Origin of the sequence: Paenibacillus sp. DCT19 (assembly GCF_003268635.1) — a bacterium.
GTDB lineage: Bacteria > Bacillota > Bacilli > Paenibacillales > Paenibacillaceae > Paenibacillus.
In genome coordinates this window covers 3,215,108-3,241,934 of the sequence record NZ_CP029639.1, presented here as the reverse complement: position 1 = coordinate 3,241,934, position 26,827 = coordinate 3,215,108, and the positions used below count along the sequence as shown (strand labels likewise).

At 41.6% G+C, this 26,827-nt stretch carries 26 protein-coding genes and 2 pseudogenes; 7 read left to right on the top strand and 21 right to left on the bottom strand.

Translation table 11 applies throughout. The features are described from left to right. The first annotated feature begins 106 nt into the window (after positions 1–106). Positions 107–997 carry an AraC family transcriptional regulator gene (locus tag DMB88_RS14765; protein ID WP_128101955.1) on the top strand — a complete coding sequence of 297 codons (891 nt, stop codon included), beginning with the start codon at positions 107–109 and terminating at the stop codon, positions 995–997. A 48-nt stretch (positions 998–1,045) separates the two neighbouring features. Here the strand turns inward: DMB88_RS14765 and DMB88_RS14760 are convergent, their stop codons facing one another. The 6 genes and pseudogenes from DMB88_RS14760 to DMB88_RS14740 all read right to left on the bottom strand — a co-directional run. Continuing rightward, the gene (locus DMB88_RS14760; RefSeq protein ID WP_128101954.1) at positions 1,046–1,810 is read right to left on the bottom strand and encodes an ABC transporter permease; all 765 of its coding nucleotides are present in this window, start codon (positions 1,808–1,810) and stop codon (positions 1,046–1,048) included. After that, entirely contained in the window at positions 1,807–2,556 is a 750-nt protein-coding gene (locus tag DMB88_RS14755; RefSeq protein WP_128101953.1) for an ABC transporter permease, read from the bottom strand. The genes DMB88_RS14760 and DMB88_RS14755 overlap by 4 nt, the downstream gene beginning before the upstream one ends. Then, on the bottom strand, positions 2,553–2,681 hold the full coding sequence (locus DMB88_RS31735; protein ID WP_302476290.1) for a hypothetical protein: 129 nt from the start codon (positions 2,679–2,681) through the stop codon (positions 2,553–2,555). The genes DMB88_RS14755 and DMB88_RS31735 overlap by 4 nt, the downstream gene beginning before the upstream one ends. Continuing rightward, positions 2,675–3,268 carry an ABC transporter ATP-binding protein gene (locus DMB88_RS14750; protein ID WP_254438588.1) on the bottom strand — a complete coding sequence of 198 codons (594 nt, stop codon included), beginning with the start codon at positions 3,266–3,268 and terminating at the stop codon, positions 2,675–2,677. Before DMB88_RS14750 ends, DMB88_RS31735 begins: the two co-directional genes overlap by 7 nt. A 207-nt stretch (positions 3,269–3,475) precedes the next feature. Next, positions 3,476–3,919, bottom strand: coding sequence for an Hsp20/alpha crystallin family protein (locus DMB88_RS14745; RefSeq protein WP_128101952.1), 444 nt, complete (start codon positions 3,917–3,919; stop codon positions 3,476–3,478). A 254-nt stretch (positions 3,920–4,173) separates the two neighbouring features. Then, positions 4,174–4,455 (bottom strand): annotated as a pseudogene (locus tag DMB88_RS14740) (cytochrome P450); the annotation flags it as partial. 336 nt (positions 4,456–4,791) lie between these two features. Between DMB88_RS14740 and DMB88_RS14735 the strand changes: the two are divergent. The 3 genes and pseudogenes from DMB88_RS14735 (at position 4,792) to DMB88_RS14725 (ending at position 8,284) form a co-directional block, all read left to right on the top strand. Continuing rightward, complete coding sequence (locus DMB88_RS14735) at positions 4,792–6,396, top strand: type 2 periplasmic-binding domain-containing protein (protein WP_128101951.1); 1,605 nt, start codon at positions 4,792–4,794, stop codon at positions 6,394–6,396. A 92-nt stretch (positions 6,397–6,488) separates the two neighbouring features. Next, a pseudogene (locus DMB88_RS14730) lies at positions 6,489–7,378 on the top strand (ABC transporter permease). A gap of 15 nt (positions 7,379–7,393) precedes the next feature. Then, entirely contained in the window at positions 7,394–8,284 is an 891-nt protein-coding gene (locus DMB88_RS14725) for a carbohydrate ABC transporter permease (RefSeq protein ID WP_128101950.1), read from the top strand. Positions 8,285–8,380: 96 nt separating this feature from the next. Here DMB88_RS14725 and DMB88_RS14720 read toward each other — a convergent pair whose 3' ends face one another. The 9 genes from DMB88_RS14720 to DMB88_RS14680 form a co-directional block, all read right to left on the bottom strand. Further along, positions 8,381–10,132, bottom strand: coding sequence for a cache domain-containing sensor histidine kinase (locus DMB88_RS14720; RefSeq protein ID WP_128101949.1), 1,752 nt, complete (start codon positions 10,130–10,132; stop codon positions 8,381–8,383). A 22-nt stretch (positions 10,133–10,154) separates the two neighbouring features. After that, positions 10,155–11,777 (bottom strand): helix-turn-helix domain-containing protein, encoded by a 1,623-nt coding sequence (locus DMB88_RS14715; protein ID WP_164848697.1) that lies wholly within the window; start codon positions 11,775–11,777, stop codon positions 10,155–10,157. Between the two features lie 178 nt (positions 11,778–11,955). Further along, positions 11,956–14,385: an RNA polymerase recycling motor HelD gene (gene helD / locus DMB88_RS14710; protein ID WP_128104455.1), complete on the bottom strand. Its 2,430-nt coding sequence runs from the start codon at positions 14,383–14,385 to the stop codon at positions 11,956–11,958. A 271-nt stretch (positions 14,386–14,656) separates the two neighbouring features. Then, positions 14,657–15,673, bottom strand: a complete 1,017-nt coding sequence (locus tag DMB88_RS14705) for a sensor histidine kinase (protein ID WP_128101947.1) — start codon at positions 15,671–15,673, stop codon at positions 14,657–14,659. Beyond that, positions 15,670–16,350, bottom strand: a complete 681-nt coding sequence (locus DMB88_RS14700; RefSeq protein WP_128101946.1) for a response regulator transcription factor — start codon at positions 16,348–16,350, stop codon at positions 15,670–15,672. Before DMB88_RS14700 ends, DMB88_RS14705 begins: the two co-directional genes overlap by 4 nt. A gap of 95 nt (positions 16,351–16,445) precedes the next feature. Further along, positions 16,446–16,745, bottom strand: coding sequence for an immunity 53 family protein (locus tag DMB88_RS14695; protein ID WP_128101945.1), 300 nt, complete (start codon positions 16,743–16,745; stop codon positions 16,446–16,448). Positions 16,746–17,026: 281 nt separating this feature from the next. Then, complete coding sequence (locus DMB88_RS14690; RefSeq protein ID WP_254438587.1) at positions 17,027–18,208, bottom strand: right-handed parallel beta-helix repeat-containing protein; 1,182 nt, start codon at positions 18,206–18,208, stop codon at positions 17,027–17,029. Positions 18,209–18,751: 543 nt separating this feature from the next. Further along, complete coding sequence (locus DMB88_RS30485) at positions 18,752–19,288, bottom strand: hypothetical protein (protein WP_174715292.1); 537 nt, start codon at positions 19,286–19,288, stop codon at positions 18,752–18,754. Positions 19,289–19,356: 68 nt separating this feature from the next. Then, complete coding sequence (locus tag DMB88_RS14680; protein WP_128101944.1) at positions 19,357–20,793, bottom strand: Gfo/Idh/MocA family oxidoreductase; 1,437 nt, start codon at positions 20,791–20,793, stop codon at positions 19,357–19,359. 265 nt (positions 20,794–21,058) lie between these two features. Between DMB88_RS14680 and DMB88_RS14675 the strand changes: the two genes are divergently transcribed. Next, entirely contained in the window at positions 21,059–21,577 is a 519-nt protein-coding gene (locus DMB88_RS14675; RefSeq protein ID WP_128101943.1) for a hypothetical protein, read from the top strand. A 189-nt stretch (positions 21,578–21,766) separates the two neighbouring features. Here the strand turns inward: DMB88_RS14675 and DMB88_RS14670 are convergent, their stop codons facing one another. The 5 genes from DMB88_RS14670 to DMB88_RS14655 all read right to left on the bottom strand — a co-directional run bounded on the left by DMB88_RS14670 (position 21,767) and on the right by DMB88_RS14655 (position 24,913). After that, a complete protein-coding gene (locus DMB88_RS14670) occupies positions 21,767–22,204 on the bottom strand; it encodes a hypothetical protein (protein WP_128101942.1) in 438 nt (145 codons plus the stop codon). 137 nt (positions 22,205–22,341) lie between these two features. Further along, the gene (locus tag DMB88_RS14665) at positions 22,342–23,226 is read right to left on the bottom strand and encodes an AraC family transcriptional regulator (protein ID WP_128101941.1); all 885 of its coding nucleotides are present in this window, start codon (positions 23,224–23,226) and stop codon (positions 22,342–22,344) included. Positions 23,227–23,301: 75 nt separating this feature from the next. Then, complete coding sequence (locus DMB88_RS14660; protein ID WP_254438586.1) at positions 23,302–23,916, bottom strand: poly(ethylene terephthalate) hydrolase family protein; 615 nt, start codon at positions 23,914–23,916, stop codon at positions 23,302–23,304. Beyond that, a complete protein-coding gene (locus DMB88_RS31170) occupies positions 23,913–24,233 on the bottom strand; it encodes a hypothetical protein (protein WP_254438585.1) in 321 nt (106 codons plus the stop codon). Before DMB88_RS31170 ends, DMB88_RS14660 begins: the two co-directional genes overlap by 4 nt. Before the next feature lie 41 nt (positions 24,234–24,274). Next, on the bottom strand, positions 24,275–24,913 hold the full coding sequence (locus tag DMB88_RS14655; RefSeq protein ID WP_128101940.1) for a hypothetical protein: 639 nt from the start codon (positions 24,911–24,913) through the stop codon (positions 24,275–24,277). Between the two features lie 326 nt (positions 24,914–25,239). Here DMB88_RS14655 and DMB88_RS14650 point away from each other — a divergent pair, with 326 nt between their 5' ends. Both DMB88_RS14650 and DMB88_RS14645 read left to right on the top strand, forming a co-directional pair. Beyond that, the gene (locus DMB88_RS14650; RefSeq protein ID WP_128101939.1) at positions 25,240–25,584 is read left to right on the top strand and encodes a hypothetical protein; all 345 of its coding nucleotides are present in this window, start codon (positions 25,240–25,242) and stop codon (positions 25,582–25,584) included. Between the two features lie 145 nt (positions 25,585–25,729). Further along, a complete protein-coding gene (locus DMB88_RS14645) occupies positions 25,730–26,182 on the top strand; it encodes a hypothetical protein (RefSeq protein WP_128101938.1) in 453 nt (150 codons plus the stop codon). Between the two features lie 166 nt (positions 26,183–26,348). Here DMB88_RS14645 and DMB88_RS14640 read toward each other — a convergent pair whose 3' ends face one another. Beyond that, positions 26,349–26,744 carry a VOC family protein gene (locus DMB88_RS14640; RefSeq protein WP_128101937.1) on the bottom strand — a complete coding sequence of 132 codons (396 nt, stop codon included), beginning with the start codon at positions 26,742–26,744 and terminating at the stop codon, positions 26,349–26,351. Between the last annotated feature and the right edge of the window lie 83 nt (positions 26,745–26,827).

The window sequence follows — 26,827 nt, the reverse complement described above, 5'->3', positions numbered from 1 at the left end:
TATTGTGATCCTGTAATGTGGATAAAATAACGCTATGTTGCGGTTTTGAAGGAGCTTCGTTATAGTAAACATGCTGGATAACAATACAGGGGAGAGATGTTGAGGTATGCGATATGATCTGTACAAGTTCAATGAAAATACCCTTCATTTCGGGTATAGGCGGAAAAGTATAAATAACGAGCATATGGAGACATTTCATTCTCACTTAGGCATCGAATTGTTATTGATCCACCAAGGTAGTGGAACGATGATTGTTAATAATCGAAGCTATGATATTAAGCAGGGCATGTTCTGCATTTTTCAGCCGTATCAGCTCCATCACCTGAGATTGGATTATTCCAACAATCAATGTTTTGAACGATCTTTGGCTATTTTCGAGCCCGCTATGTTTGAAGCCTATTTTGAGAAATGGCCTGTTTTACATGCGTTTTTCAGACATATTTATGTAGGGAAACTGTCCTCGCCCTGCTTCTATGATCTGGATGATCAGCACATTTTGGTTCACTTATTCAAGAGCTTTCAAGAGCAAATGTCCCATTGGGACGAATCGAATCGGTTAGAAGAAATTTCACTGTTTCTGGTGAACTTCCTACATCATCTCAAACCGTTATGGAATGACTTCGAGGTCAACTCAGCCGTCTCCCCAACCGAACGCAAAAATCATCAAGTAGAGCGAATCCTGGGCTGGATCGAAAAAAATTATCATGTTCCTTTTCGTTTAGATGAGCTGGCTCAATCGTTGCACCTATCTTCCTATCACCTTTCACATTTATTCAAAAACGCCACTGGGGTCAGCATTTCTCAGTTTATTGCTGCTCGCAGAATTCATCAGTCTGTTCGCTTGTTAACTACAACAAATAAACCGATCTCGCTCATTGCGGAGGAAATCGGCTTGAGTAACGTATCTTACTTCTGCAAATTATTCAAGGAACAGATGGATGTCACGCCCCACCAGTATCGCAAGAGATGGGTCAATCATCCGTTTCGTCTGGAATAACTATATTTATTCGTTAATTTCAGTAGAATGAATTCATAAGCTCTACGCTTAAGCATCTCGCTTAAGATACAGTAGAATCGCTAATGTAATGAAGGTTAGTGTCCATAACAAAGAAATGCCTGCCCCTTGTAAGGGTGTAAAGTGATTAATTACATCAGAGGAAGGCGGTATGTACATATACAATCCTGCCGTATCTGGAAAGTAATCTCTAATACGAGGTAACAAGTCTCTCGACAATGGACTCAGTACAAAATAATATGAAAGCAGCACCACTAAAGCAGGCGTCGTTCTTTTTACTATAGCACCTACCGCTGCACTGAGAAGTGTGGTTAATGTTAAATAGCCAGTCGCGCCTACTAATGATTTTATGATCATATCTAGTTCAATCCCTGCCACAGTGTCTCTCATTATGAATAACGGATATAGCACGCCAGATAAAACAATTATAAATGCCGCAGGAATGGTTATGATGGCCAATGCTACATGTTTCATGGATAATTGTAGGCCACGCCAAGGTACAGTAATTAAAGTCGTTCGTATCTGTCCACCCGTATACTCCGAACAAGTAGCTAAAGTACCGAGAATCATGAAGCCCGCCTGAAGATATACCATGGACGCAAGTCCTATATCTAATGTATTTTGCGTCCCTACTGTCTCATGCAAACCAGCAGAAGCAGAAGTGAAAGCTGCTACGAAACATAAATTAGCTATGAATGTACTTATCAGTGTGATCCAAATCCATGGCAGTGTAACTAATTTATTTAGTTCACTAAACAAAATTCGTGGGATTTTTTTACTAGAAGAGATATTCATGATGCAACATCCCTCCTATGAAATACAACAGCTGCAACAATCATAAGAACAACTACCCATGTAAACATGACCAAGCCACCTGTGAGTGGAGTGTGATATCTGTCGCTCATCGACATAAACATATCAATGCCGGCGCGATCTGGTAAATACACCGCTAATGTTGTAACCTTGGCAAGCAAGATACTAAATGAAACAACAGATGAATTTATCATAAGTATAGTGAGTGGGATAATACTATTCTTGGTTAGAACAGTAAGCCCGAACGCTATGAGCGCAGTGAACACCCAGTAGCAAACTGCACCGAAAAGCCTGAACCATTCAAATGTGGGAGCATATTCACCAAGAATTAACTTAGTTGATAGCACAATTGTCACAATAGCCATTATACATAACAATAGGCTGATTGCTGTCGCAGCCCCTGCCTTTGCCAACAGAAAATGAAGTCGGGATGGCACTGCAGATAAACTTGTTGTAATCTGTCGTCCTCCACCAGATTCACTGCTCTCTATGAAATACTCACTGCTTACAGCAAGCACACCAAGGATGATAACTCCTTGCACACCAAAACCTAATCCGACATATCCAACTTCCGCTAACCTTGTGCTAATTCCAGCGATAATATCCTCTTTTTCTGCGAGACTATCCAAGCCAGCAAAGATTGCTGGGGCAAACGCTCCAATGAAGCAGGCAAGCCAGATGCTCGGAAGGGAGAACAATTTAGACATTTCCGCGTTGAAAGCTCTCACCCAACATCACCTGCATTTTCCGTTGTTGTAAGCGCAAAAAAAGCTTCCTCTAACGTGGTATAGTTGCCCGTAACTTCTTCCAACGTTCCATCTGCAACGATTTTCCCCTTCTGAATGATCACCACATCATCAACCGTCTCTGCAAGTTCTCCCATGAGATGACTTGATAGTAGCACCGTATTTCCAGACTCTGCACGCTCACGTAAAACCTCCTAATCCAGCGAATACCCTCTGGATCGAGCCCGTTTACAGGTTCATCGAATACCAATATTTGCGGATCACCAAGTAATGCAGCCGCCATTCCAAGCCTTTTCCCCATACCAAGGGAGTAACTGCCTACTCTTTTACCAGCCGCGCCACTCAGACCTACGATTTCCAAAACTTCCTCAACACGTGTGAGCGACAATCCCGCTGCACGAGCAATCCAGCGCAAGTGTGCTCGTCCTGTTCGCATACGATGAGCTCCTGATCCATCAAGTGCAGCACCTATTGTAGTTAGGGGATGCTGTAATTCTCTGAATGGAAACCCATTAATTAATGCGCTCCCTGAGGTGGCGCGATCTAATCCGAGCAGGATGCGGAGTGTAGAGCTTTTACCTGCCCCGTTCGGACCTAAAAAACCCGTTACTCTACCAGGTTCGGCTTTGAAGCTTATACCTGATAATATTTGTTGATTCCCACGACGTTTGACTACGTTATTGATAGTAAGCAACCACAACACTTCCTTTCTGTTATGGCTTTCATTATATAGAGGCTAAGTTACATCTCGGTGATCAACCTGTTTACTTCTAGTTTAACTTTGGCCCTTAAGCTCTCCAAAATAAAGAAATCCCCCATGTTGCCATGGAGGATTGAATTCAATATTTAATACCTATACTGTGTAACTTGAGGAGTATCTTTCGTAAGTGTTATCGTCATATTAATCAATCTGAATGCGTTTCTGGTTGTTCTCATCCCCTGAGCGTTTCGGAACTTCAAGCTTTAACACGCCATCTTCCAATCTGGCTTTGATATTGTCTTCATCAATTCGTTCTACATAGAAACGTCGAAGGAATTCTCCTGATCGGCGCTCCTGCCGAATAATAAGATTGGAATCATCCTTATGCTCTTGAAAATCATGACGTTTCGCTCGAATAATCAATTCATTGCCTTGAACCTGAATATCAATATCTTGTTTTGCGATTCCCGGAAGATCCGCCTCAATCCAATACTTGTCCTCGTCTTCACGAATATCGGTTCGGAATGGCTGATTGCTATTGCCCAGGGGAGATACCCATGGATTGTCAAACATATCATTGAAGGATTTCAGCATGTGTCCGAACAGGTCTTCATTTCGTTTGCGAAACGGAGTCATCTCAAACATTAACATCATCTCCTTAAATATGATTGGTATGTTGTTGCTTACATCTACGATTATAATCCGCTAATAAATGATCATCAAAATGCGAGAAAAACGAAAACAAACGATATTTTTGCAATATGGCCTGTTATACCGAAATAGATCTTTTTTTCTTAGTTTTTGACCTTTTTTGACCTTCTGACTTTCTCTGATATTTCTATCTTAGATGACTTGCAAGGGTAAACGAATCAGACTTTGGCCAGGTGCAGAAGTGGCTAGCGATGTCTCTTCGAGATCTGGAAACGATAACGGAGCATTTCTTCAACGGTGTTAGGCACCAGGCCAGGGTCTTCTCTCAATTGCTTGTACAATGTTGCATCATCATACAATAAGGAGTAGAACATGCTCGATATCATATGGCTGGTTGATTCAATACCTGCTCCAAGTAACAACATCGTTGTTCGAACAACCTCTACCGCGAGTAGGTCAGATATAATGTCCTCTCCAGGATTCGCTCTCTTCTGAACCACGATTGGATAACTGAAAAAATAGTAGTATTCGACGTTGAGATGTGCTACTTTTTGTTGTTTTTCAAGGTGCGTGTGCGGATGTGAGGTATACGCAATATGATCAGCGGAGATATGTTTTTTCTATTGTGAATTTTTCATATGTTGAAATGTTCATCTAAATATTGATTTTCCTTCGAAGTAAAAATAAGATCAGACATTAGTAAAATTAGTGCATGGTACCTTCGATTCACTTTTCCTCTGTGATTTGATAAAGTAAAAAAACTTAGTGCTTTTCGTCAATAACGTTTATATCCCGATATTCCGTTCTCGATTACAATATTTTCAAGGCACCATTCACTCCATTATGGCTATTAAGGGGGAAAGTACATGAACAAGAAAACGAGATCTGTGGTTTTGTCTTTACTCATGTCAACCGTACTACTCGCAGCTTGCTCGAATGATAGCGGCGTAGGTCAAAATCCAACGAATCCGGACACAGATACCAGCGATTCAGGAACCATAACGATTCATACCGTAACATCTGAGCACACGGCTGCGAAATATCCGCAGGGTGACGATATTACAAACAATGTATGGATACGGCGCTACCAGGAAAAGTTCAATATTAATGTCAAAACGGACTGGGTTAGTGATGAGTACAATACCAAATTAAATCTCGCAATTGCATCCAATGACCTACCAGACGTATTCAGAGTTAACCCCTCTCAATTGAAGCAGCTGATCGAAGCGGATATGGTCATGGATCTAACCGAAGTGTTTGATCAACACGCTTCAGACCGAGTTAAAAGTTATATGGAAATGGACAAGGACAGTTACGAATCTGGTAAGAAGGACGGCAAATTGTACGGGATACCTCAGATGCACTGGGGATTAATTGAACAACCTGACTTTGTCTGGATTCGGAACGATTGGAAAGAAGAACTTGGTCTTAAAGACCCTACTTCAATGGGTGATGTCAAGGATATCGCATTGAAGTTTATGGAGAAGCACGGCGGTTATGGCATCGCGGTAGATCAAAGTCTAGATTACTTGAACCTGCTCGCAATTGGATGGGGCGCACATCCAGATATGTGGATTGAGGATTCCACCGGAAAACTGGCTTATGGCTCAATCCAGCCGGAAATGAAGAAGGCACTTGCTGACTGGGCAGATTGGTATAAACAAGGCATCATTGATCCAGAGTTCGCCATCAAAGACTTTAATGCTATGAATGCCGATATCGTTGCAGGCAAAGTGGGGATACAGCCTTTCTACCAATGGTGGGGTTACAATCCTGGGGTAGATACGGTATCCAATTTGGGCAAAGACGCCATCTTCTATCCTTATCTTATCCCTACGATTGATGGGCAAGAAGCGAAGCAATCCATCTTCTTCGCTAACAACAGTTATATTGTCATGAAAAAAGGATTCGCTAACCCACAAGAAGTGATCAAAATCCTGAACGACTACGCATACATCGTGGACGAAGGCAGTGGTAAAGAATCTGATGAAACCTTGTCCGACTTGTTGGACAACGATATTGCACATGTTGTAGGTGCGTTCCGCGTACTTAATCCTAACTCCGATTATGAGCAGTACGAGGCTGTATCCGCAGCTCTTCAATCCAAAGACACTAGCGGATTAACCACTTCGGGCATGTGGCAGAAATACAACAACAGTGTCGAGTTTATGGAGAATGCAACGCCAGGATCCGTCGGTGATTATTTGCAGCAAGGAGCGCCGAAGAATGCCTATAGTCTTGCCAAGAAGGTGTTGGACAGCGAGAACTATATCAAAACAGCGTTATGGGGAGTTTCTCCAGAAGTACTGTCAAATTACGGCTCCACACTGGATGATATTCTGACTGAAGGCTTCACGAAGATTATTATGGGTAGCGAGAATATTGATTACTTCGATGTTCTTGTCCAGAATTGGCGTGCTGCCGGAGGCGATGAAGCCACTCAAGCGGTCAATGACACCTACGGCAAATAAATCGGTCGGTTACAGTGAGGGGATGAGATTCGTCTCACCCCTCTTTTTGATAGCGGTTACAAATGTAACACATCTAGAACGGAGGAATTGGAATGCTGCGAAAATGGAAACAGCAGAGTCCCTACCATCTCATGTTGATCCCGAGTCTGGTCTTGGTGTTTATTTTCAGCTATATCCCCTTTTACGGGCTTGTTATTGCTTTTCAGAAATACAATCCTGGTCTGGGCTTCAACTCACCTTGGGTTGGATGGGACAACTTCGCACACATATTTAATCAGCCCAACTTCGTAAGAACGATCTGGAATACATTGTACATGTCTGTGTTCAAAATCATCGGTGGGATCGTCGTCCCTGTTATCTTCGCATTACTGCTTAACGAGGTGCTCCATAGTGGAATCAAACGTACATTTCAAACCCTCGTATATATCCCAAATTTCTTATCCTGGGTCATCATGGCCGGTATCATGCTAGATATCCTTAGTGCCAACGGCATCGTTAATACATTCCTTGGTGTGTTCGGGATTCAGCCTATTTCCTTTCTTGGCACACCGTCCCTGTTCCCTTGGACTATGATTGTAAGTGACATCTGGAAAGGATTCGGATTCGGAACAGTCGTTTACTTAGCAGCTCTTACGAGCATTGACCCCGGGCTATATGAAGCCGCAGTGATTGATGGAGCCAAACGATGGAAGCAAACGATCTACATTACGCTGCCCTGCTCATGCCAACCATCGTTTTAATGACTGTGTTATCTCTCGGTAATGTGCTCAATGCTGGATTTGACCAAATCTATAACCTGTATTCCCCTGTTGTCTATCAGACGGGAGATATTATTGACACCTATGTATACCGACTAGGGATTCAGCAAGCTCAATATTCGATTGGTACAGCTGTCGGATTATTCAAATCCATCATCTCCAGTATTCTGGTTGCGGTCTCGTACATTCTGGCATACAGGGTGGCCGGTTATCGTATCTTCTAAGGAGGAACTCTCATTATGGTCTATGATAAAAGTTTGAGCAGGCGTCTGTTTCATATTGTGAACTATACGATACTGCTGGTCATCTCTCTACTCTGTATCCTGCCGTTTATCAATTTGCTCGCTGTATCGTTCAGCAGTAGTTCAGCCGTATCTGCAGGTAGTGTTACATTCTGGCCAGTCGAATTCAATACGAAAGCATATGAGTTTGCCTTAACAGGCGGAGCGTTTTTCTCCTCTCTCTGGATCGCCGTTAAACGAACGATACTCGGAACGTTAGTAAATCTTGTATTGATTGTTCTCACTGCCTACCCACTATCCAAATCGAAGGACAAAGTGATGGGCCGTAATATCTATATGGGCTTTTTCATCGTCACCATGTTATTTAATGGAGGGTTAATTCCAACGTATCTGGTGGTCGTCAAAATGGGGCTGATCGATTCCATCTGGTCGCTGATTCTGCCCGGTGCTCTACCCGTGTTCAGTATGATTATTCTCATGAATTTCATTAGAGGCTTACCTGAAGAGATTGAGGAATCCGCCATCATTGACGGGGCTGGGCCTGTGCAAGTCTTGCTGCGTATTTTACTTCCACTCCTCAAACCAGCCCTTGCAACAGTCGGCTTGTTCAGCATCGTCGCCCACTGGAATTCTTGGTTTGATGGCATTATCTATATGAACAATCCAGCCAATTATCCATTACAAAGTTATTTACAGACCCTCCTGCAGAGCTTTGAACAAATCATGCTGAAATCTGGATCGGATTATACCCAGCTGTTATCCATGATGAACGCCAGAACGGGACGCGCTGCTCAAATGTTCTTAGGAGCCATACCGATCCTGCTTGTATATCCATTTCTACAGAAGTACTTTACTAAAGGATTGGTGCTTGGTAGTGTCAAAGGATAAGCAAATGATTCGTGCATTTCATGCTCTGAGCTGGCTATAACGATATCAAAAGGACTTGCAGGCTGAACTGCAAGTCCTTTTGTTTATTCACTCTCATTATATATAATCGTCATCAGATATAGCCGGTAGAAGAATGGTAAAAATCGTGCCCTCCCCTACTGCACTTTCCACCTGGATCCCGTAAGACTTTCCAAAATGAAGCTGAATGCGACGCTGCACATTGTGGACACCAATCCCTTTTGTGCCATCACTTGCTCTTAACTTCTCAGTCATAAAGCTCTGGATCATATGCTCTTCCATACCTACTCCATTATCACAAACTTCGATTGTAATATCACTCCCCTTCATTTGAATCCGTATCGTTATGACACCATCATCCTCACGTTCGGCAAGACCGTGAAAAATCGCATTTTCAACAATGGGCTGTAGAATCATTTTGGGCATCCGGTAGTCCATTAGTCGATCTTCAATTTCATAGTTCATCTGAATACAGCCGTAGTATCTCACATTCTGAATGGTTACATAATTCTTAATGTTGTCTAACTCCTCACGAATGGTTACTAGACTATTATCTGATCTTGTGGCGTAACGGAGCATAGAGATTAGTGCATCTGTCATTTCCACAATTTTGTCAGCCTGCTGCATGGAGGCAATCCATTTGACTGATCCAAGTGTGTTATACAGAAAATGGGGGTTGATCTGATGATGGAGTGCACGCATCTCGGCTTGAGCCTTCTCCATCTCTTCTTGCTGCATACGCTCAACCATCCGTTTTAGCTCATGGGACATCTTGTTAAACCTTACTGACAAATGCCCTATCTCATCTCGTGAGCGAATATGCTCAACTTGTTCGAATTGCCCCTTCTCTACAAGGGATATATTACGTAACAGTCTCTTAATTGGCGTTGTAATGACATGAGATAGAAAGACAGATAACACGACTGCAAAAAGAAACATGACGACGGCAAGCGTTACCAAGTTACGACCCAAAATTTTACCGTCAGCTGTTAACTCATCCAAAGGCATATAAAGATAACTTGTCCACTTTTGCTGACTTAAAGGACTGGTCACTACAACATTCGTTGCTTCAGGTGGACGCACGTTTCCCCGAAACAACGTACCAATCAAGCGCTCATCCACGTTATATACAATCTTATCGTCCTCATCTACGATCATGAATCTGGAGCGCAGCCCCTCCTGCAAGTTACGATTAACGATTTCAATAAATTTAATATCAATGCTAACGACGATTACACCAAGCAGTTTGCCCGTAGAGACATCATGAATTTTCCGCGCATGTGAGACTGCTAAGATTTTATTCTGCAATTGCTCATCAATTCGGGTAGTCAAGGTGATGGTTCGATCATTCCTATGCAAAAACCTTTTGAACCACAATTCGTTCGCTACTTTGTAGTTTGGATCAATAGGCTGGTGAGGACTGACAAACAGATCTTGTCCTCCGTTCAGGTTATAGAGATATATGGAGAATACGCGATCCTTCATCATAATATAGTTCATCAGAATATTGTATGCTGCAATCTCTCGCTGCTCATCACTATTTCGTAGAAAGTCTTGAATTGGAAAACTGCCTTCAGGCGTCGCAGATAGATCATTACTAAGTCCATTGCTCGCGAGGAGTGTAATTTTTTCGATTTCTTTTAGAAACTCATCTATTCGAATATTGGTCTGCTTGGATAGATCGTTCAGCACGTTCGTATAATTCTGTGTCAATAATCGTTCAGAAGAATAATAGGAATTGATGGTCATCACAAGTACCGGAAGGATAATAACCGTTATGCAGATCACCATGATTTTGTGCTGGATTCGAACGAATCGGACTTGCTTCATCGGATGCACCCCTATTCATGGTTTACAAGGATTCCTGCTGTAGATCTCGATATTCTTCAGGGGTATGCCCTACAGATCTTTTGAAAATTTTACTGAAGTACGTGTAGTTATGGTAACCTACCTTTTCTGCGATTTCATACACTCTTAGCTCTTTGCTCAAAAGGTAATTCTTCGCATGTTCCATTCGAACTCGCGTTAAATATGCGATAAAATTCTCCCCTTTTTCCTGCTTGAACAATCGGCTAAGATACGATGGATTAACGTTAATCTGGTTTGCTACGCCTTGGAGCGATATATCCTCAGCATAGTACTTATTAATGATCTCGATCGCAACGTCTGCATGGGTATGTTCCTGCATGTCCTGAGAATTGTTCCTGAAATAATAAGCGATGTGCTCCAACATATCTTGATGAATATCTTCCCAACACTCTCCTTTGAGTACAATTTCATAAGGTGATTTCTCTGTAACGTTACGTTTACCTCGTTCTGTCCCACGAGACAGATGCGAGTGTATCGTTTCCATCAGTAAAATATATTGCTTCCGTACACTGGTCTCATTCGCTCGTTGCGCCTCCAGATTTGATCTTATTGCTTCAAGGAAATCCTTCGCGCTGTTGTAGTCCTTGCTTACCCACAATTTGAGAAAATCTCGTTCCTGCTCCGGGCTTAACATTTCATCTACCTCTTGCCGAGCCGGGGCTTGAAGTACATCATTATAGTGCAGCACCTGGTTGCTACCCATGAAGAAACCTTGATGTAGAGCGAATTCTGCTTCTTCACATGCCTTTCTAATGTAACGGAAGTCAGGAACGATACTACTTACAGCTGCTGTGAGTGATAGATTCATAAAATCCTTTACAGAGGTTAAGAGTTTAGAGCATAACTTATTCAGATCATCGTAGATCGAGCCAGTCTCAGGATGTACATTGACGATAATCCAATATTCAGAGGAGCTTTCCACAAAAATCTCCTTCTCCCATTTGGATGGGATGATCTCTTCCATAATATTCAGGAGTGAAAATCGAAGTAGTTTCTCCCCCTTCTCGATATACTTTTTCTTCGCTTTCTCGTAATAATTAACGAAGAACTTGATCACGACGAGCTGATCCGATTGGATGCGAAACTGCAGTTCCTCCGCTTTGGCTACGATCTCTTTCTCATTTATGAATCCGCTTACAATATCTTGGAAAAAGCTATCCTTCAAGTGCCGTAAGCTCTTGGAATAATCAAGTGTCACAGATGCTACGTTGACCGGGTTGATCTGTTCAATTTGTAGTTTCTCCGCGATAGTAGTCAGGAGTTCGATCAGAGTTGTTTCTGTAATCTCACTCTTGATTAAATAATCTGATGCACCAAGCTTCAATGCTTCTTTTACATAATGAAATTCGTCAAAGTTACTTAGTATGACAAACTTACACGTTTTAAGTACGCAAGATGCCTCTTGGATCAGCTTTAGTCCATCCATCACAGGCATTTTAATATCCGTAATGATGAGATCAGGCGAAACTTGTAAAGCAAGCTCCAAGGCTTCTTTTCCATTCCCCGCCTCGCCTACCATATGAAATCCGAACTCCTCCCAGTTAAGCATGGAACGGATTCCAACTCGCATGAGTAACTCGTCTTCTACGATCATCAGTTTATACATAAGAATCCTCCAATCGGAATGTTTCATAGATTACAGCATCTTACGCTGAAGTTGAATGAAAAATGTGCGCCATTCTGTAGCTATTCTACCATTGCAGAGGCAACGAGCCTACCTTCTCTAGAACCAAAAAAACCTTGGTTGTATACAACCAAGGCTCGTAGGATTTACAATTATCTGCTCATTGAGCTATAAAGGATGATTTCTCATATAAATCTGTAGGTAGCGCCTGAACAAAAGGTGACCAATCCTCAAACGTATACAGATGAAGTTCGTGCATTGCACGTGTACAAGCGGTGTAGAGTAACTTGCGTTCATTTTCCTCACCATACGTTTTTGATGAAGCATCATAGATTAGAACAGCGTCAAATTCGACTCCTTTGGCAAGATAAACGGGAATCACCATCAATCCTTTTTCAAAATGGTTGGTCTCTTTTGTGATAAGCTGCATCGTTTCGTTTCCTTGAGAATGTAACCGGGCATAGACTTCACGGCTCTCGGCTGCCGTTTTGGTGATGATCGCGATAGATTCATATCCTTGATCTCGAAGTGTAGCAATGTCTGCCAGCATCTTAGTGTCACGTTCCTCTCTACTAACTAACCTGGTCAAACGAGGTTTCGATCCTTTGCGGTCAAATGGTATAATCTCCTCACCACCTGGTAGCATCGCTTTGGTGAATTCAACAATTTCTCTAGTTGAGCGATAGCTACGCAAAAGGCAGAATAGACTTGTGTCCGTTTCTCCAAAAAGGCGAACCAGCGGCGAATGATCCCCAACCAGACTCGTAGATTGTATGAAGATGGCTTGCCCAAAATCACCGAGCACCGTCATGCGGGCACGAGGAAACAGTTTTTTCAAATATTCATATTGAAACGCAGAATAATCCTGACCCTCATCGACAAAAACATATCGAATTTCCGTGTTCGTCCGAACACCTTCAATCAACTCTTTGACATATAAATACGGTGTTACATCCTCATAAAACAACTTGCTTTGATCCAACATTTCCTTCGTTCCCGTACAGATATCTGACCATAATGTAGGAACAGGGGCTCCATTCGTTCTATCTTTGTATGCTGTTTCGTCGACAAACAGTTGACCGTATATCGCTTGGAGATTGACAAAAGAGAAGTTTTTCACACTTTTCCTCAGCGGTTTAAAGTATGCTTTGACAATCTTCTGACGGAGCAGTTCTTCCTCTCGCTGCGTGAAATCAAAGTCTCCTTCATCCCCACGTCGCTTGCTCTTGCCGTCTCTAAGAATGGCTGGATAACGCTCTGCAACGTCGAATATCTCTTTTTCCTTATGCAGCATCCCGAATGCTTCAACGTATTGCTCCGTATCCAGATAATTTAATTCTTCCTGCACCCAAGAAGCTTCCCGTTCCGCGCGTTCCAGCGAAGCCAGTTCTTTCAGTAGCCATTCTTGCAAGAGAGCAACCCGATTTATCAGAGGCAATTTCCGATCATATCCGTAAAATTGCTCCTTCATCTGTTCTGCCGTAATCAGATCACGTTCCTGTATCCGAATCCCATGGAATTGCATGCCTTCACTTCCCAGCCATAATCCATAGTTCTGTAGAGCTTGTAAGAAAGATTCGGAAGTTTTGTATTCAATTCCTTTAAGACGAGCCTCGTAGCCTGGCGTTCTATGCTCTGTCAGCACATATTCAATCTGATCAAACACATCCTCCGATCGTAGTGTGGAATCTAACCAATAGTCGAGATATTCTTGAAATGTTGTCTGCTGCATATTCTCTTCACCAAGCTCAGGAAGAACGGTGGAAATATAGCTGGCAAACATCGGATTCGGTGAAAAAAGAACGATCTGATCAGCCTTAATAGTCTGACGGTGCTTATAGAGTAAGTATGCTACCCGCTGCAAAGCTGCTGAAGTTTTACCACTGCCGGCAGCCCCCTGTACAATTAACATTCGACTTGTATCATTACGAATAATTGCGTTTTGTTCTTTCTGAATCGTTGCTACAATACTCTTCATTTGCGAGTCTGCACCAGAGCCAAGCACATGCTGTAGCAAGTCGTCTCCAATGGTTTCATTGGCATCAAACATATTGTTTATTTTTCCGTTTTGAATCTGAAATTGCCTTTTAAGCTCCATCGTACCATCGATGGTTCCAGATGGAGTAACATATGAAGCAACTCCAGGAGAAGCGTCATAATAGAGGCTAGCTATCGGCGTACGCCAGTCATAGATCAGAAAGCTCAAGCCGTCCTGATCGACGAAGGAAGATACACCGATGTAGATTCTCTCGCTGAAGCTCAGTCCCTTCTCCCGAAAGTCGATTCGTCCAAAATACGGAGATGGGAGCAGACGCTTTAAATTTTTCCACTGCTGCTTCAATCGCTGATGGCCACGCTCTCGTTCAGCCAATACTGCGGACTGTTGGTTAATGGTGTAGAATGACTCTTCAAAATCTTCATTGGTACCTGTGTTCATCGTAACTTCTTCCCAGAACCGCTTGCGGATATCCGTCGCCTGATCATGTAATCCGGCAACTTCCGGCTCCAACTCAGAGAGCCTATCCTGCAATTTGTTTCTGACTAACACCAGTCGTTCCTGTTCTTGTTGCCAATTATTATTCGTTTCCATCATTCCTTAACCACCCTTTTCCCATTTTTTAGTCCAAAAAAGAGCATTGACAAATCCAAATGCCAGAGGTATACTAAGATTAGAGATAATACATAATAATATTTTTATAAATTTATAAAACGCGCTCTTGATTATATCACAGCGTTTTTTTACGTTCAATTTATTTTTTTCTTGTGGAAATCTCACTTTAATAAAATACCATGCAAAGAAGAGGCTCCTTGAATGATCACAGGGGCCTCTTCTTTTATGTTCCATACGCAAATAGTTCGCCTTATTGCTTAGTTCTACCAATGATGACTCTTGTGCCATAACCCTCATTAGATACAAATTCCGCTTTTAGATTCATTTTGTTCAACATATAATTTGCAGTGGATACACCAATACCCGCTCCCCCCTCATATGAAGAGTTAGCCATACCTGGACCTCTGTCAGCTACAATGATTTGTTCTTGATCTACATTAACCACAATGTGCGCATATTTTCCCTCTGCAGCATGGCGAAGAATATTCTGAAACAAATTATCCAGAACCCGTGACATCCACTTCGGATCTGCATCCCAATAAAAAGTTTGCTCCGTCGGTAAATCAACATTAAGCTGAATCTCATTTTCTTCAAATGCAGGATACCACGCAGCAACAGACGCTCTAACTAAACGTACAATATCTGTTGAAGCGGGCTCAAAAGGATATTTCTCTGAAGTTAGCAACGTGTAGGAAAGCAAATCATCCATAAGTACGCCAACTCTTGTAATCGTCTGATTCATCTCTGTTAACGACTGTTGCCCTTCTTTAGTTATGGATTCTTTATTTAATCTAGTGACATGTCCTCTCAAAATCGTCAGGGGTGTACGTAAATCGTGAGATAAATTGGCAATGAGTCTTTGACGTAATAACTGCTCTTCATATTCTCGCTTACGACTTTCTTCAAGCTGCTCAATCATCCAATTAAAAGAACTTCCTAGCTGGTCTATTTCATCCATACGATCTAGTTGAACAGATATCGGTTTAGGGAATGAATTATGATTCGCTGCATATGACATAAGTTCCTGTAAGCGGGTGAGACGTTTGCGAAGTCGCAAGAAGAACAGCCACGAAATGGCAACAAATGCGACAATAATGAAACCAAAAATAAAGAGCATTGCGAACATTGGATTTAGAGTATTAAACTCCTCACCATCGATAGATAAGTTAAAGAACATAGAGAAGAATAAAAGCAGCATGGGAGGCAAAAAAATAAAGAGAAAATGTCCTCTTAGGTAATGGCGAAATAATGATCTATTCTGTTTCATTGTTTCACCCGGTAGCCTATCCCCTTCAGCGTTTCAATAATCTCTGGGGAATCTGGATTACGTTCCAACTTTTGACGTAGTCGACGGATATGTACCATTAGTGTTTTATCACCTGTTATGTATGCTTCTTGCCATACTGCTTCATAGATTTGTTCTTTTGGTAACACCTGATTGGGATGGCGTAAGAAATACATTAAAATTTGATGTTGCCTTCCTGTCAGTATAATTTCTTCCCCCGTGTCTTTGTTAAATACCATTTGGCCTGCTGAATCGACTTCAATATGATGACCTAATTGAATTCGTTCGGAATGCGTTCTCCCGCCTCGACGGATTAACACTTCTAATCTTGCAACTAATTCATCCGTATGGAATGGCTTAGTCAAATAGTCATCCGCAAATTGCAAACCATCTACCTTATCATCGATCGATGTTCGAGCGGATAATAGCATAATAGGAACCGTAGGTGCTGCCTTTTTTAATCGTTTTCCCACAGTAAATCCATCTAAACCAGGTAACATGATATCTAAAAGAACAACTTCATGCTGACTCACTGCTTCTTCAGCTCCTTCACCAGAAAGAAGCCACTGAACCGCAAAATCTCGCTGTTCCAATTCTTCCTTTACCCAACTGCCTATTTTCTCATTATCTTCAATATATAATATGCTTCTTTTCTTCAAGTAACATTCCTCTCTCTCTACTTGTTGTCTACTTAATACAGATTAACATATTCCCGACATTTATTTGAATTTGTTTCCACCCATTAGCAACCTTGTTAATCTTGATCCACATGAGCTGCCCAATTCTTAAAACCATCTAGTATTTCTCTTAAATTCATTGCTCCTCCTGCACCGTGAAATATTCCATCTCTCACAATACAATAAAACCAATCTTCTTCATTTCTCTCTTCTTCAATTTCATCAAAAGGTACATCTTCTAAATAAGTATCCGTTAAATCTATTTCAACAGACCAGCCCGGATTATCCACTGTTTCGATTTTCACACCATATGAGTGTTCCCAGTCCCCGTTGCAGTGTTGAGCGTACCACTTTTGAATCCATGTAAGTGCATCCATCTTCATTACCTCTTTTTCGGAATTCGTACTATCTCACCATTCTAACTTTTCGGATCATGATTTACCATTAAGCTCATATATTTTCACCGATGTTATATGATCATGCCAACATGTAGACAGAGAGTATATTCATTACAATTCATATGGATAAATATACTTTTTATAAAGTACCGATCTCGGGGATTATCTCATTTCGCATGGATAAATGTGTTAATAAGAAAGAATAAGAAAAACCGTTGATCTCCTGAGATAAGACCAACGGTTTTTTGACAGGTTTCATTTTACTTATCAGCAAGATACCCAAGTTGATAAGCATACAGCGGACTAGAAGATGCAATCTTCATAAATGTAACATCTGGTAAACTACCGTCCGGTTTCCTAGGTGCAGATAGCTGAGACGTATCCAGACTGACAAAATCATCTGCCGTGAGCTCAATCCCCCCGTTAATCGACCAAGAATTATGGGTTACATTCTCCGCGGCATGATTGTCGTTAACAATCGCCTGCCCCATAAACGCGATGTTATGATGCAGTACCTCTCTATATCCCGGAATATCCGCTGTATCTGTCGAACTAACACGTTCCAACATATCAAAATTGGCTCTACTGTTATTGTATGCTGTATTGTTCGTCCAAATAGCCGATTGACCAGGCTGATGGTTCGCGTAAAAACCATTTGCCCCATTATTAACAGCGAGAGAAAATTTCACAGTATGAACTGGCAACGGATCTGGCAAACCGCTGGTTTTTCTAGCGTAGCCACCAACTTTGAAACCGTTCTTGTCTCCGATCTTGTTCTGGTTGCCCCGGTGGTCAAATGACCAGCAGTGATCATAGGTAACATTTCCTTTTGAACTAATGCTGTCAAACCCATCATCACTATTGTTCCAAGCACGGGAATTAATGAAAGAAACATTTCCTCCGTGAGCACCAAACCCATCTATGTTTCCAGCCGATAGCGGAGTTGGCCCGATGTTGTTATATGCGTCTGAATTCAGTACCGTACCTGTCCCATACCCTGTATAATAAAAGCCAATCGCTTCATTATCATGGGCAGCCATGTTTATAAAATCAGCTTGTCCTCTAATCTGGAAGGCTTCCGATTGTGCTTGTTCTCCGACCTTGACGCCGATAACATCAAAGCCTTTGAATGTGATGCCCGTAGTGCTATTACCAACATAAAAAGCTGCTACGCGCAAATCCGTGGGTACATGTCTAAAATCAAATATAGGTCTCTCCCCAGGGTATGCCTCATAGGTTATCCCGCTTTTCGAGATGTCATGGACGTAATTATAATTGTTCCCTGTTCTCGCAATGTCAAACTCATCATATACCCCACCTCGGATGTACACTGTATCCCCAGAAGAGACGGCAGATTGTGCCCTCATAATACTCTTAAAAGGTTCACGTTTGGTTCCCGGATTGGAATCACTGCCCGTAGGAGAGACATAATAAGCACTCACCCTCCATCTGCATAAACAGATAGAGTCATAGACAGCGCTGCAAAAATACAACTAATTAATAATAAACGAATACCTTTTTTCACTCTATTTTCTCCTCACAATATTTAATTATGTATTTAGAGTTGCCTTCTCGCCCTTCCTATCCACGTTCAATAAAAAGGGTGACTCCCATACCTCCCTCATCCCGTTTGGCAACTCCAATATTATATCGTGATTAACAGGAAGCTTATTAATAGGTGTATTTTCCCTATTTAGTTTGTATTTAACATGATTATATTGTCATATATGGAGCATAGATAGCATTGTTACGTAAAAGGTACATACTATAGCAGGACTATTTTCGTATCATCGACTGAGTCTTAGGGACTTCATTCACTCAATCATGTATATAACTTATAAATAGATCACACATGTTCTGCAAGTTAACCAAAAAGAGCGTTCCATATTGGAACGCCCTTACCACTTGTTTTGTACGTCTACATTTTCTAATCATGATCAGGTAAATTCAGTTTTGGATGTTCACTCTCTAATCTCACATTTCTACTAATCGTTATCTAAAAACTCGAAATACCCTGGTGCTCCAATCGAGATAGTCGTAAAATGGAAATACCTCTTCTCAAGCTCCTGATTCTCTTCACTCATCTCCAGAAACTCCGGATCTCTCAAGATGTCATCATTCATAATTCCTTCTCGCCAGAAGCTCAGTTCCAATGCTCGAATTGCAAAGGAAAATCCTGTCTTTGGATCATGATCTCCGACCGTGGGATAATCTTCCCTAAGGGAATAAATCAACGCCTCAGCTTTCGCCTTGAATACATCCACACCCTGAAACAAGCAAGGAACGTGAAACTCTCCCGAATACTGTGGATTGATCAGTTGAATAAATTTCACTCGACCATCGGCATCATATTCGAAATGTTCACGGACAAATAACATCTCCATATAGCTTGGATTTATGGGAATGCCATCATCTGCTCTCCAATGATCCAATTCCTGAAATTTCTGCTCTACCTCTTCCCTACTCATTCCTAGTCGAAAAGGACCGATCCCAACAAGCGGCGTTATTGTGATTTCGTTCATTTGCAAACTCCTTGTTATGAACCTATTTGTATCTAGTCAAGGTCTAATGCTTCTCTACCGCTCCAAATTCAAATTGCTGCACTTGGAAAAACAGAGACTTCCTTCTCAAGCGCTTGACTCAAAGCCCGAACGACAATCTCATGGTCTCTACCTTCGTGCAGTCCACTTAGCGCAAGCGTTGCGACCCACTCATTGAGTACCCGGATCGGGAACGCTCCACCAGAAGGAATATAATGGGGAATATTCTCCATCTCTACATTCCATTTATTGTTCAAGACATGGTCAACATGCATCCACAGACTTGAGTGCCCAACTAACTTAGCCGCTCTGCGTTTGCCCTCCATGTAACTAATATTTTTCTGAGCTTTGCTATCCATCATATATTGGAATAATACAAGCTCGTCACTCTCTCTGATGATGGACACAGCAATTTCGCGATCATATTCCTTCGCAAGTTCTGCAATGATATTGCCTAGCTTTAATGCTTCCGCAGCTCCGAAGTGATTATATTGAAGAATTTCTTCTTGTTCTTTCAAAACGTCTAAGCATTCTGGAGTGTACGTTAGACCAGCACGGATCGTATCCAGAATCTCAGCACAACGCAGGGAAGCAGTCAGTGACATGATGTCGCTCTCAGTCTGTCCATTCTTAAGACATTCTACGAAATGATGAATCTCACTGTAGAAATCATCAAACTCATATGGGATTTCAACCTTTTCCAGTTCATATCCATCCCGAAGAATGAACATTCTCACAGGCCGATGGAGATCCTCGACAATAATACTGCCACGTTCTCCCTGTAACACTACTTTCCGTTCCTTTTGACGATCAAATGCACACTCTAATTGTGCTTTCACATGACCCACATGCAGCTTGGCATCAATATAATAATCAATGGAATCTTTTTGAGATGCCGCCACAGTTTCAAGTTTAATGTTGCCGTTCGAGAAGTCCTCAATCCAACTCGCACAATACGTACCTACATCTAACAATGAACCTCCAGGCCCTTGTTGAACATGATACGTGTTCATTCCATCAGGCATTTGGTTGCATAAGCTCGCTTGTATAGAAGTGATCGCTCCTATTTCACCCGCTTCTACTCTGCGCCGCAGATCTATGTATAGTGGCACAAAGCGTTGTTTCATAGCTTCCATAAAGAGAACGTTTTTGCTTCTAGCCACTTCTACGATATCTTGCATTTCTTTCAGATTCAACGATGCAGGCTTTTCACACAACACAGCCTTGCCTGCATGCAACGCCTTAATTGCCCATTCATGGTGCAAGTGATGAGGTAATGCGAGATAGATCGCATCCACATTAGGGTCTAACAACATCTCATCATGTGATACATACTGTCGATCTGTTGCGTACTTATCTGCAAAATCTTTTAACTTCGATTCACTGCGACCACTAATAGCATATAATTTACTGCTAGGTTCGTGTTGTAGTGCAGTGGCAAAACGAGTTGCGATATACCCTGCGCCGAGAATTCCCCATCTTATCATCTGTAATCCCCCAATAATGTATATTTCATTCTTTGGTGTACGTTCAGTTTAATAAAGAATATAAGAATTGCACCTGCAAAAGCAAGCATAGAAGAACTTGATTCCACTAGAGTATCATTCGAAATAGTTTTCTCTAAACGAACTACTTAGATAAATCATTACTATATTCGCCGAGTTAAGTTGGTAAATTGTTCATATAGAAAAAATACCAATGGTCATGGTAATATCGCTACTTGTGCATACATAACAACTGGGGGTCAATTTTATGAAGAAAAGATATCCTAAACTCATCATTTGGGTTGCCGCTATACTGTCAATTGCCACAATTGTTGTACTCATTAATAATTATAACAACAATAAAAACCTTGAGATTAATTCACGGTATTATCAAGGTCTGGTTTCGAGAGTACAGAAGTTGGATCAGACACTCGATAAGATTAAAGAGTCAGAGGCAAACGGTAATGCTGTGCCGGAATTTGATGTGCTTCTTGATATTAATTTTGTAAATGACCACTTTACTCGCATAAAAGAACAAACAAATGGCTTTCCAAATCTAGATACGTTACGAAATGATTTCACAATATTCAGAGATGAATACGGCTATGTTGTGAGAGAACAGTTAGGAAGTAATCAACAAAATGCTGAGACACAATTAAAAGTAGCCCATCAGATCAAGCTTTTTCTAGACGAATTACCTAAAGAATACGAGGATTCTACACCATTTTCGGATCAATTCAATGCAGCAGCTCAGCATATCAAACCACTAACCCATCTTAACTTTTGATCATCATCCGTTCCCATCGTTTATAGGTTATATCGAATGAACTTCTTTGTAGGATCAGGTTATCTATGATTTAAGCCGCGGCTTGCGGCTTTTTTCTTATTTTTATTCACTTTACGAATCGTTTATAGTCCTGTTCATACGTTGCTTGGCTCTCTCCATATGTAGGAACATTGATGAACTCCACCTTTATTATTTCTTCTTGCAAAAATCAGAAGTGAGTCTTCGAGTTATATCTTTAATACTTGTTACATCCCAGTAGGCAGAACGTTTGGACATGACATTTATGTATATGGGTTTGTGGCCTTTTTCATTAAAAGGTGCAAAATGATTTACTTGATCTGCCAGATCCTCCTCATCTCGCGGGTATATGTAGCTATAAACGACATCATGCTGATTTTCAAGAAACGCTTCAATTTCTTCGCAGAACTCTCGGTCTTCTACTCGATCAAGTTCATTGGTTAAAAGGTGAACCAGACATGGCTCTGTCAACAAATCAAAATGTCCTAGAAAATGATTCTTATCTTTATCCAAATAGAGTGTAATTTCATCGTTGCGGCTATGGTTACAGAATCCGTATATCCCATACCAAAAATTCCAATGTCGGACTTCCACATATATTGTTTCCAATGCTGTTCACTAGTCTCCTCTTGTTCAACTCGTACGATCATTGTATATAATAACACATGTTCCTTTTTCATCTGACGATCAGGTTCATGCCAATAGAAAAAGCCGCTCAATTCAGCGGCGTTCAATCCTAATGCGTACTAAGATACCTTTCTAACAGCAAACCACAGCTCTACAAAGTTCAAACCATCTCTTTCACCCGTAATTTCGAACTCCAATCCTTCCACTTGTTCATAGCCTGTAGTAGGAAGCCACTCCGAGTAGAATCGTTTGTATAAGGTTTCAATCGTTTCATTAAATTGATCCCATGTAAATAGATCGGATGAGAAAATCGCCCAGGTATGAGCTGGAATCATCACGCTGGTGTATCCATCCGTTTTACTTGTTTCATTTTTGAAGGCACATAACATGTATGGAAAGGTGTCTTCTCCAGTTTTTTTGTAGCTACAGACAGCATGTACTTTGTGGTATTGCTCATTCAAGAAATGAGGCTGATCACCGGCATTTGCTGCGAGTCGCTTAACCTCCCCATGTTCATGACTTTGCTTCCATAGGTTAGCTGGGGTGTCTACCCCGTTAACTTGAAATACCTTCTCCATTCCGAATATTGGAAAAGCCTCTTTGGTTTCGATACGATAGTTCATAGCCGTCTCCCCTTTAATTGAAATGAGGAAGGATAACCGCGGATAGGCCTTGAGGGCAGTTCCTTCTTCACGAGCCATTGCCGGATTAACACCATGCAGCGATTGGAACGCCCTCGCGAATGAAACCGGTGATTCGTATCCATATTTGAGGGCAATATCTACAACTTTTATTTTGTTATTTTGCAAATCAATTGCAGCAAGTGTAAGCCGTCTTCTTCTGATATATTCTGCTAGTGATACATTGGTAATGAATGAGAACATCCGCTGAAACTGATGCGAAGAACAACAAGCCTGCTTAGCGACTTCCTTCAGTTCAATCTCGCCGCTCAAATTAACTTCAATGTAGTCCAATGCCCGATTCATCCTCATAAGCCAATCCATCTGATCCTCCTCTTATTCAAAGTATAGGTGTACCCACGTTTCGTATCGCAACCATCTGTGTACAAAAAAGTTTCATCACTTAAACGTATCCGCCATATTCGCTTGTTCAACATGTTTCCAATTGGTATTATGCATCATCTCGGCAGCCTCTCCTTGAAATGCCTTCATCGCTTCCTGATCATTGAGCAGACGATAGCTCATCCAAGCCGTCAGATAACCTCTGTGATTGCCACCATTCCCTTCAATCGCTGTATGCGCTGCGCCTTTGGCCATTCCCATCATTACAGCTGTGCTGCTGTCCGTATGTTGTAGAGCCAATTGATTCGTGGATACAGGTGAGATTAGAAAATCTCGTGTACCACCCATGATGAAGAAAGGAACCGTAATCCGCGATGTGTCGTATACATCTTCTGGATCACAGTGCTTCAAGTCCGGAAGAGCGATAGATACAATCGTCTTGATCAGTGAACCACTTGTATAGTTGGTATGCGCATTAATAACTCCCGTAGAACCTTGCGAATGTCCCGCTACACCAACATGTTCGATTTGTATTTTCTCGTAAAAGATACTGCCGGATCGTTCGTTCTCCTGTGTTAAATAATCAATCGCTTCCACGATCTCTTGGCCTGTTCCTGTCGTCATGCTATAGGAGTCGATGACAACAAATCCCCAGCTAGCAAGATGCTTCAAGAGCCCATCATAACGATCTGGATTAGCACCTGTCCCATTCCCCAAGAGATTACAGGATAGGCCTCATCTCCTTGAAATTCGGGATAGTAGATTCGATATGCAGGCTCTCCCAGTGCATTCTTCACTTCTTCTATCTTTACAAGATGACTCCCCTGCTGCGCATAATGCTGCTCAATGCTGCCTTCTGCAAGCTCCGGTACATTGGAGTGGATAATGATCTTCAAGAAAATGGTTACTGGAACAGCAATAATTAGAACAATAGCTAACAACCAGACCATCCATTTTCGCTTTCTCTGAACTAGGTACGATTGGATCATGAATAGATGTACCTCCTCAAATTTTAGAGAATGTAAAGGTTCTAATTAAGCGGATATCTGATCTGAATGTTATGTACGGATTGTAATCCCTCGTAAAGTGCATGGTTATGGTCAGCGCCGACAATACATAGAATACGTGCGTTGGCATTGTCTTTGATTGCATTTTTGATACGTTGCAGCATGAGTTCATGCCTGCATTCCCACCTCACCGCATGTGATCTTGTATCCAATTGCGCGATCCACTGATACTTAAGCTTCGTGACATCATCAAACGCTTGATTATTAAACGGGATTGCCCCTTGACTTGAAGCTGCAAGCTGTTTCTGCCACCAGTTCTCGAATTCATGTTCTAATTCTTCTTTGTGTGAATCAGTATAATTCCGCAGCGGATCAAAATCATTCCAGACATCCAATTCAACCCAATCGATAGGAACAAATGTATAGTTTTGCTCCTCGCATAATGGAAATATAAGATCATAATATTCGCTCGGAGGCTCACCCCAGTACCCCTTTTCTGCTGGATTGATCGTATATTTCTCAAAACTAGTAGGTAACACCTCGCCACATATGACGTCTGGATCAAAATCTAAAATCAACTCTTTTATAATATCCAGTGTTAAATGATGCCGAATTCGCAATTCATCATCGTGCACAACGCCTAATATCCCCACAACTGCCATACTACACATCCCTTTAACACTTAGTATTTATGCCTTTTTTTCGTTTTACAGTAACAACATCCATACTTTGTATATAGTATCACATATATTATGTTATCTCTTAGATTTGGAGGTGGAGCAACTCTATCATTTAAGGATTCTCGAAAATACAGAACGGAAGTTTGGCCAACTCTAGTTCTGTGCAGATTTAAGTCGATTAACGAGTCTCAACTGCTCCGCTAGCCCGGGCTATGGACTGTTGAGATTGGGACAAACTCTCGTGTCATCACCACATGTATCCTCATTCGGATTATATCAAGAAAATAGTATAGATTGGAGGAATTATCATGGTTCGTACGCTCGATGCTCGTACTTCTCTGGGGTCAAACGGTACTACTCCACTCAACATTAATCTGCCTGCCAATACGCCTACGCTCGTTGGTATCCTCGGACTAAACATTATCAATCCAGGACTATTAATCCGCACACAGTTTAATGGAACTTACCGCATTTCTGTGGCTAACTTATCCTCGATCCCTTCTGCCGTTCGATTTGAAATCTATAGAGGCTCCACGAATACAGGATCACCGATCTATGTCGTTCAAAATCCGATATTTCCTACGGTTGGAAGCATTATAGCCAGCTTTGAAGGTTCGGATTACAATGTGCCTGCTCCCCATCAGGACAACTGATCTATTCCTGTTATGTAACATATGTTCCGGCTTCGCCATCAGAGATAGCCACCCGTGTAGGGCCAGAATGTTTCAATGCAGTCACATACAGTGATGATTAGATCAATTAGATCCTAACTATGATGAATGAGAAAGGAGGGTGACTATGGTCAGAACGTTAGACGCACGAACCTCCCAAGGCTCTAATGGGCTGTACAGCTTAACTCCCAGTTTCACGAATGGGGTTCCAATCTTATTTGCACAGGTTGCACTACAAGTGAATAATCCTGGCCCATTCGTACGAACACTTTTCGGTGGAATAGTTGAGCTGACAGCCAATGTGCTGCCTGTGAATGGAAATCTGGTTGTTGATGTATACCGAGGATTGGGTGCTTCACAGCAACTGGTTTATCGTGCAGGCACCATCGTGGTAGCAGATCAATTTTTCAGCCCATGTGTATTCAGCTTTACCGGCTCTGAATACAATGTGCCAACTGCTGGTAGTAGTCAGATCATCTACTCCGTATATGCTACGTTCAGCTATAATCCTTTGTATAATGTGAACGGTATTCGACTAGGACCTGAAAGCTTTAATGCAACCCTCTACTCCGATGATTAGAAGGTTCGCATCGACTTGGGAATTTCGTTTAAGTTAAACACAAAAACAGCCAGACACCTGACTATACCTCATTGTTAGTGGTATTTAACAAATGGGGTTCAGTCATAGGTTGATCGGCTGTTTTTGTTGTTATCCTGTTCTCTTGGTAACCGTTTAAGCTAACGAGTCACATAACTCTCTGGGAGATGGGATGATCTTCGTTCATTTCTAGTAGATCCCATAGATTACCGTATAAATCTTTGAATACTGCAACGATCCCGTAAGGTTGTTCTTTCGGCTCTCTAACAAACTCTATTCCTCTAGATACCATTTCATTATAATCTCTCCAAAAGTCATCGGTATTTAAAAATAAGAATACGCGCCCGCCAGTTTGGTTGCCAATAAACTGTTCTTGCACAGGTGTTGAAGCTCTGGCTAATAATATCGTTGTCCCTACAGAACCAGGAGGAGAAATCACGACCCATCGTTTATCTTGCTCTGATTGATACGTATCTTCAATTAATGTGAAATTCAACTTTTGAGTATAAAATTCTATCGCTTTACTACCTATTAAATGAGGCAAACTTGTTTGCTTTTTGGATTGATTCTCTGCTGAGATTAACCAGCATCACAAGGTTCCTATCTTTACTTTCACAAATGTCTATG

Coding starts and splice junctions, on each gene's coding strand:
- DMB88_RS14765 (WP_128101955.1), top strand. CDS start 107: ATGCGATATGATCTGTACAAGTTCAATGAAAATACCCTTCATTTCGGG.
- DMB88_RS14760 (WP_128101954.1), bottom strand. CDS start 1,810: ATGAATATCTCTTCTAGTAAAAAAATCCCACGAATTTTGTTTAGTGAA.
- DMB88_RS14745 (WP_128101952.1), bottom strand. CDS start 3,919: ATGTTTGAGATGACTCCGTTTCGCAAACGAAATGAAGACCTGTTCGGA.
- DMB88_RS14735 (WP_128101951.1), top strand. CDS start 4,792: ATGAACAAGAAAACGAGATCTGTGGTTTTGTCTTTACTCATGTCAACC.
- DMB88_RS14725 (WP_128101950.1), top strand. CDS start 7,394: ATGGTCTATGATAAAAGTTTGAGCAGGCGTCTGTTTCATATTGTGAAC.
- DMB88_RS14720 (WP_128101949.1), bottom strand. CDS start 10,132: ATGAAGCAAGTCCGATTCGTTCGAATCCAGCACAAAATCATGGTGATC.
- DMB88_RS14715 (WP_164848697.1), bottom strand. CDS start 11,777: ATGTATAAACTGATGATCGTAGAAGACGAGTTACTCATGCGAGTTGGA.
- helD (WP_128104455.1), bottom strand. CDS start 14,385: ATGGAAACGAATAATAATTGGCAACAAGAACAGGAACGACTGGTGTTA.
- DMB88_RS14705 (WP_128101947.1), bottom strand. CDS start 15,673: ATGAAACAGAATAGATCATTATTTCGCCATTACCTAAGAGGACATTTT.
- DMB88_RS14695 (WP_128101945.1), bottom strand. CDS start 16,745: ATGGATGCACTTACATGGATTCAAAAGTGGTACGCTCAACACTGCAAC.
- DMB88_RS30485 (WP_174715292.1), bottom strand. CDS start 19,288: ATGAACGAAATCACAATAACGCCGCTTGTTGGGATCGGTCCTTTTCGA.
- DMB88_RS14680 (WP_128101944.1), bottom strand. CDS start 20,793: ATGATAAGATGGGGAATTCTCGGCGCAGGGTATATCGCAACTCGTTTT.
- DMB88_RS14675 (WP_128101943.1), top strand. CDS start 21,059: ATGAAGAAAAGATATCCTAAACTCATCATTTGGGTTGCCGCTATACTG.
- DMB88_RS14665 (WP_128101941.1), bottom strand. CDS start 23,226: ATGGATTGGCTTATGAGGATGAATCGGGCATTGGACTACATTGAAGTT.
- DMB88_RS31170 (WP_254438585.1), bottom strand. CDS start 24,233: ATGATCCAATCGTACCTAGTTCAGAGAAAGCGAAAATGGATGGTCTGG.
- DMB88_RS14655 (WP_128101940.1), bottom strand. CDS start 24,913: ATGGCAGTTGTGGGGATATTAGGCGTTGTGCACGATGATGAATTGCGA.
- DMB88_RS14650 (WP_128101939.1), top strand. CDS start 25,240: ATGGTTCGTACGCTCGATGCTCGTACTTCTCTGGGGTCAAACGGTACT.
- DMB88_RS14645 (WP_128101938.1), top strand. CDS start 25,730: ATGGTCAGAACGTTAGACGCACGAACCTCCCAAGGCTCTAATGGGCTG.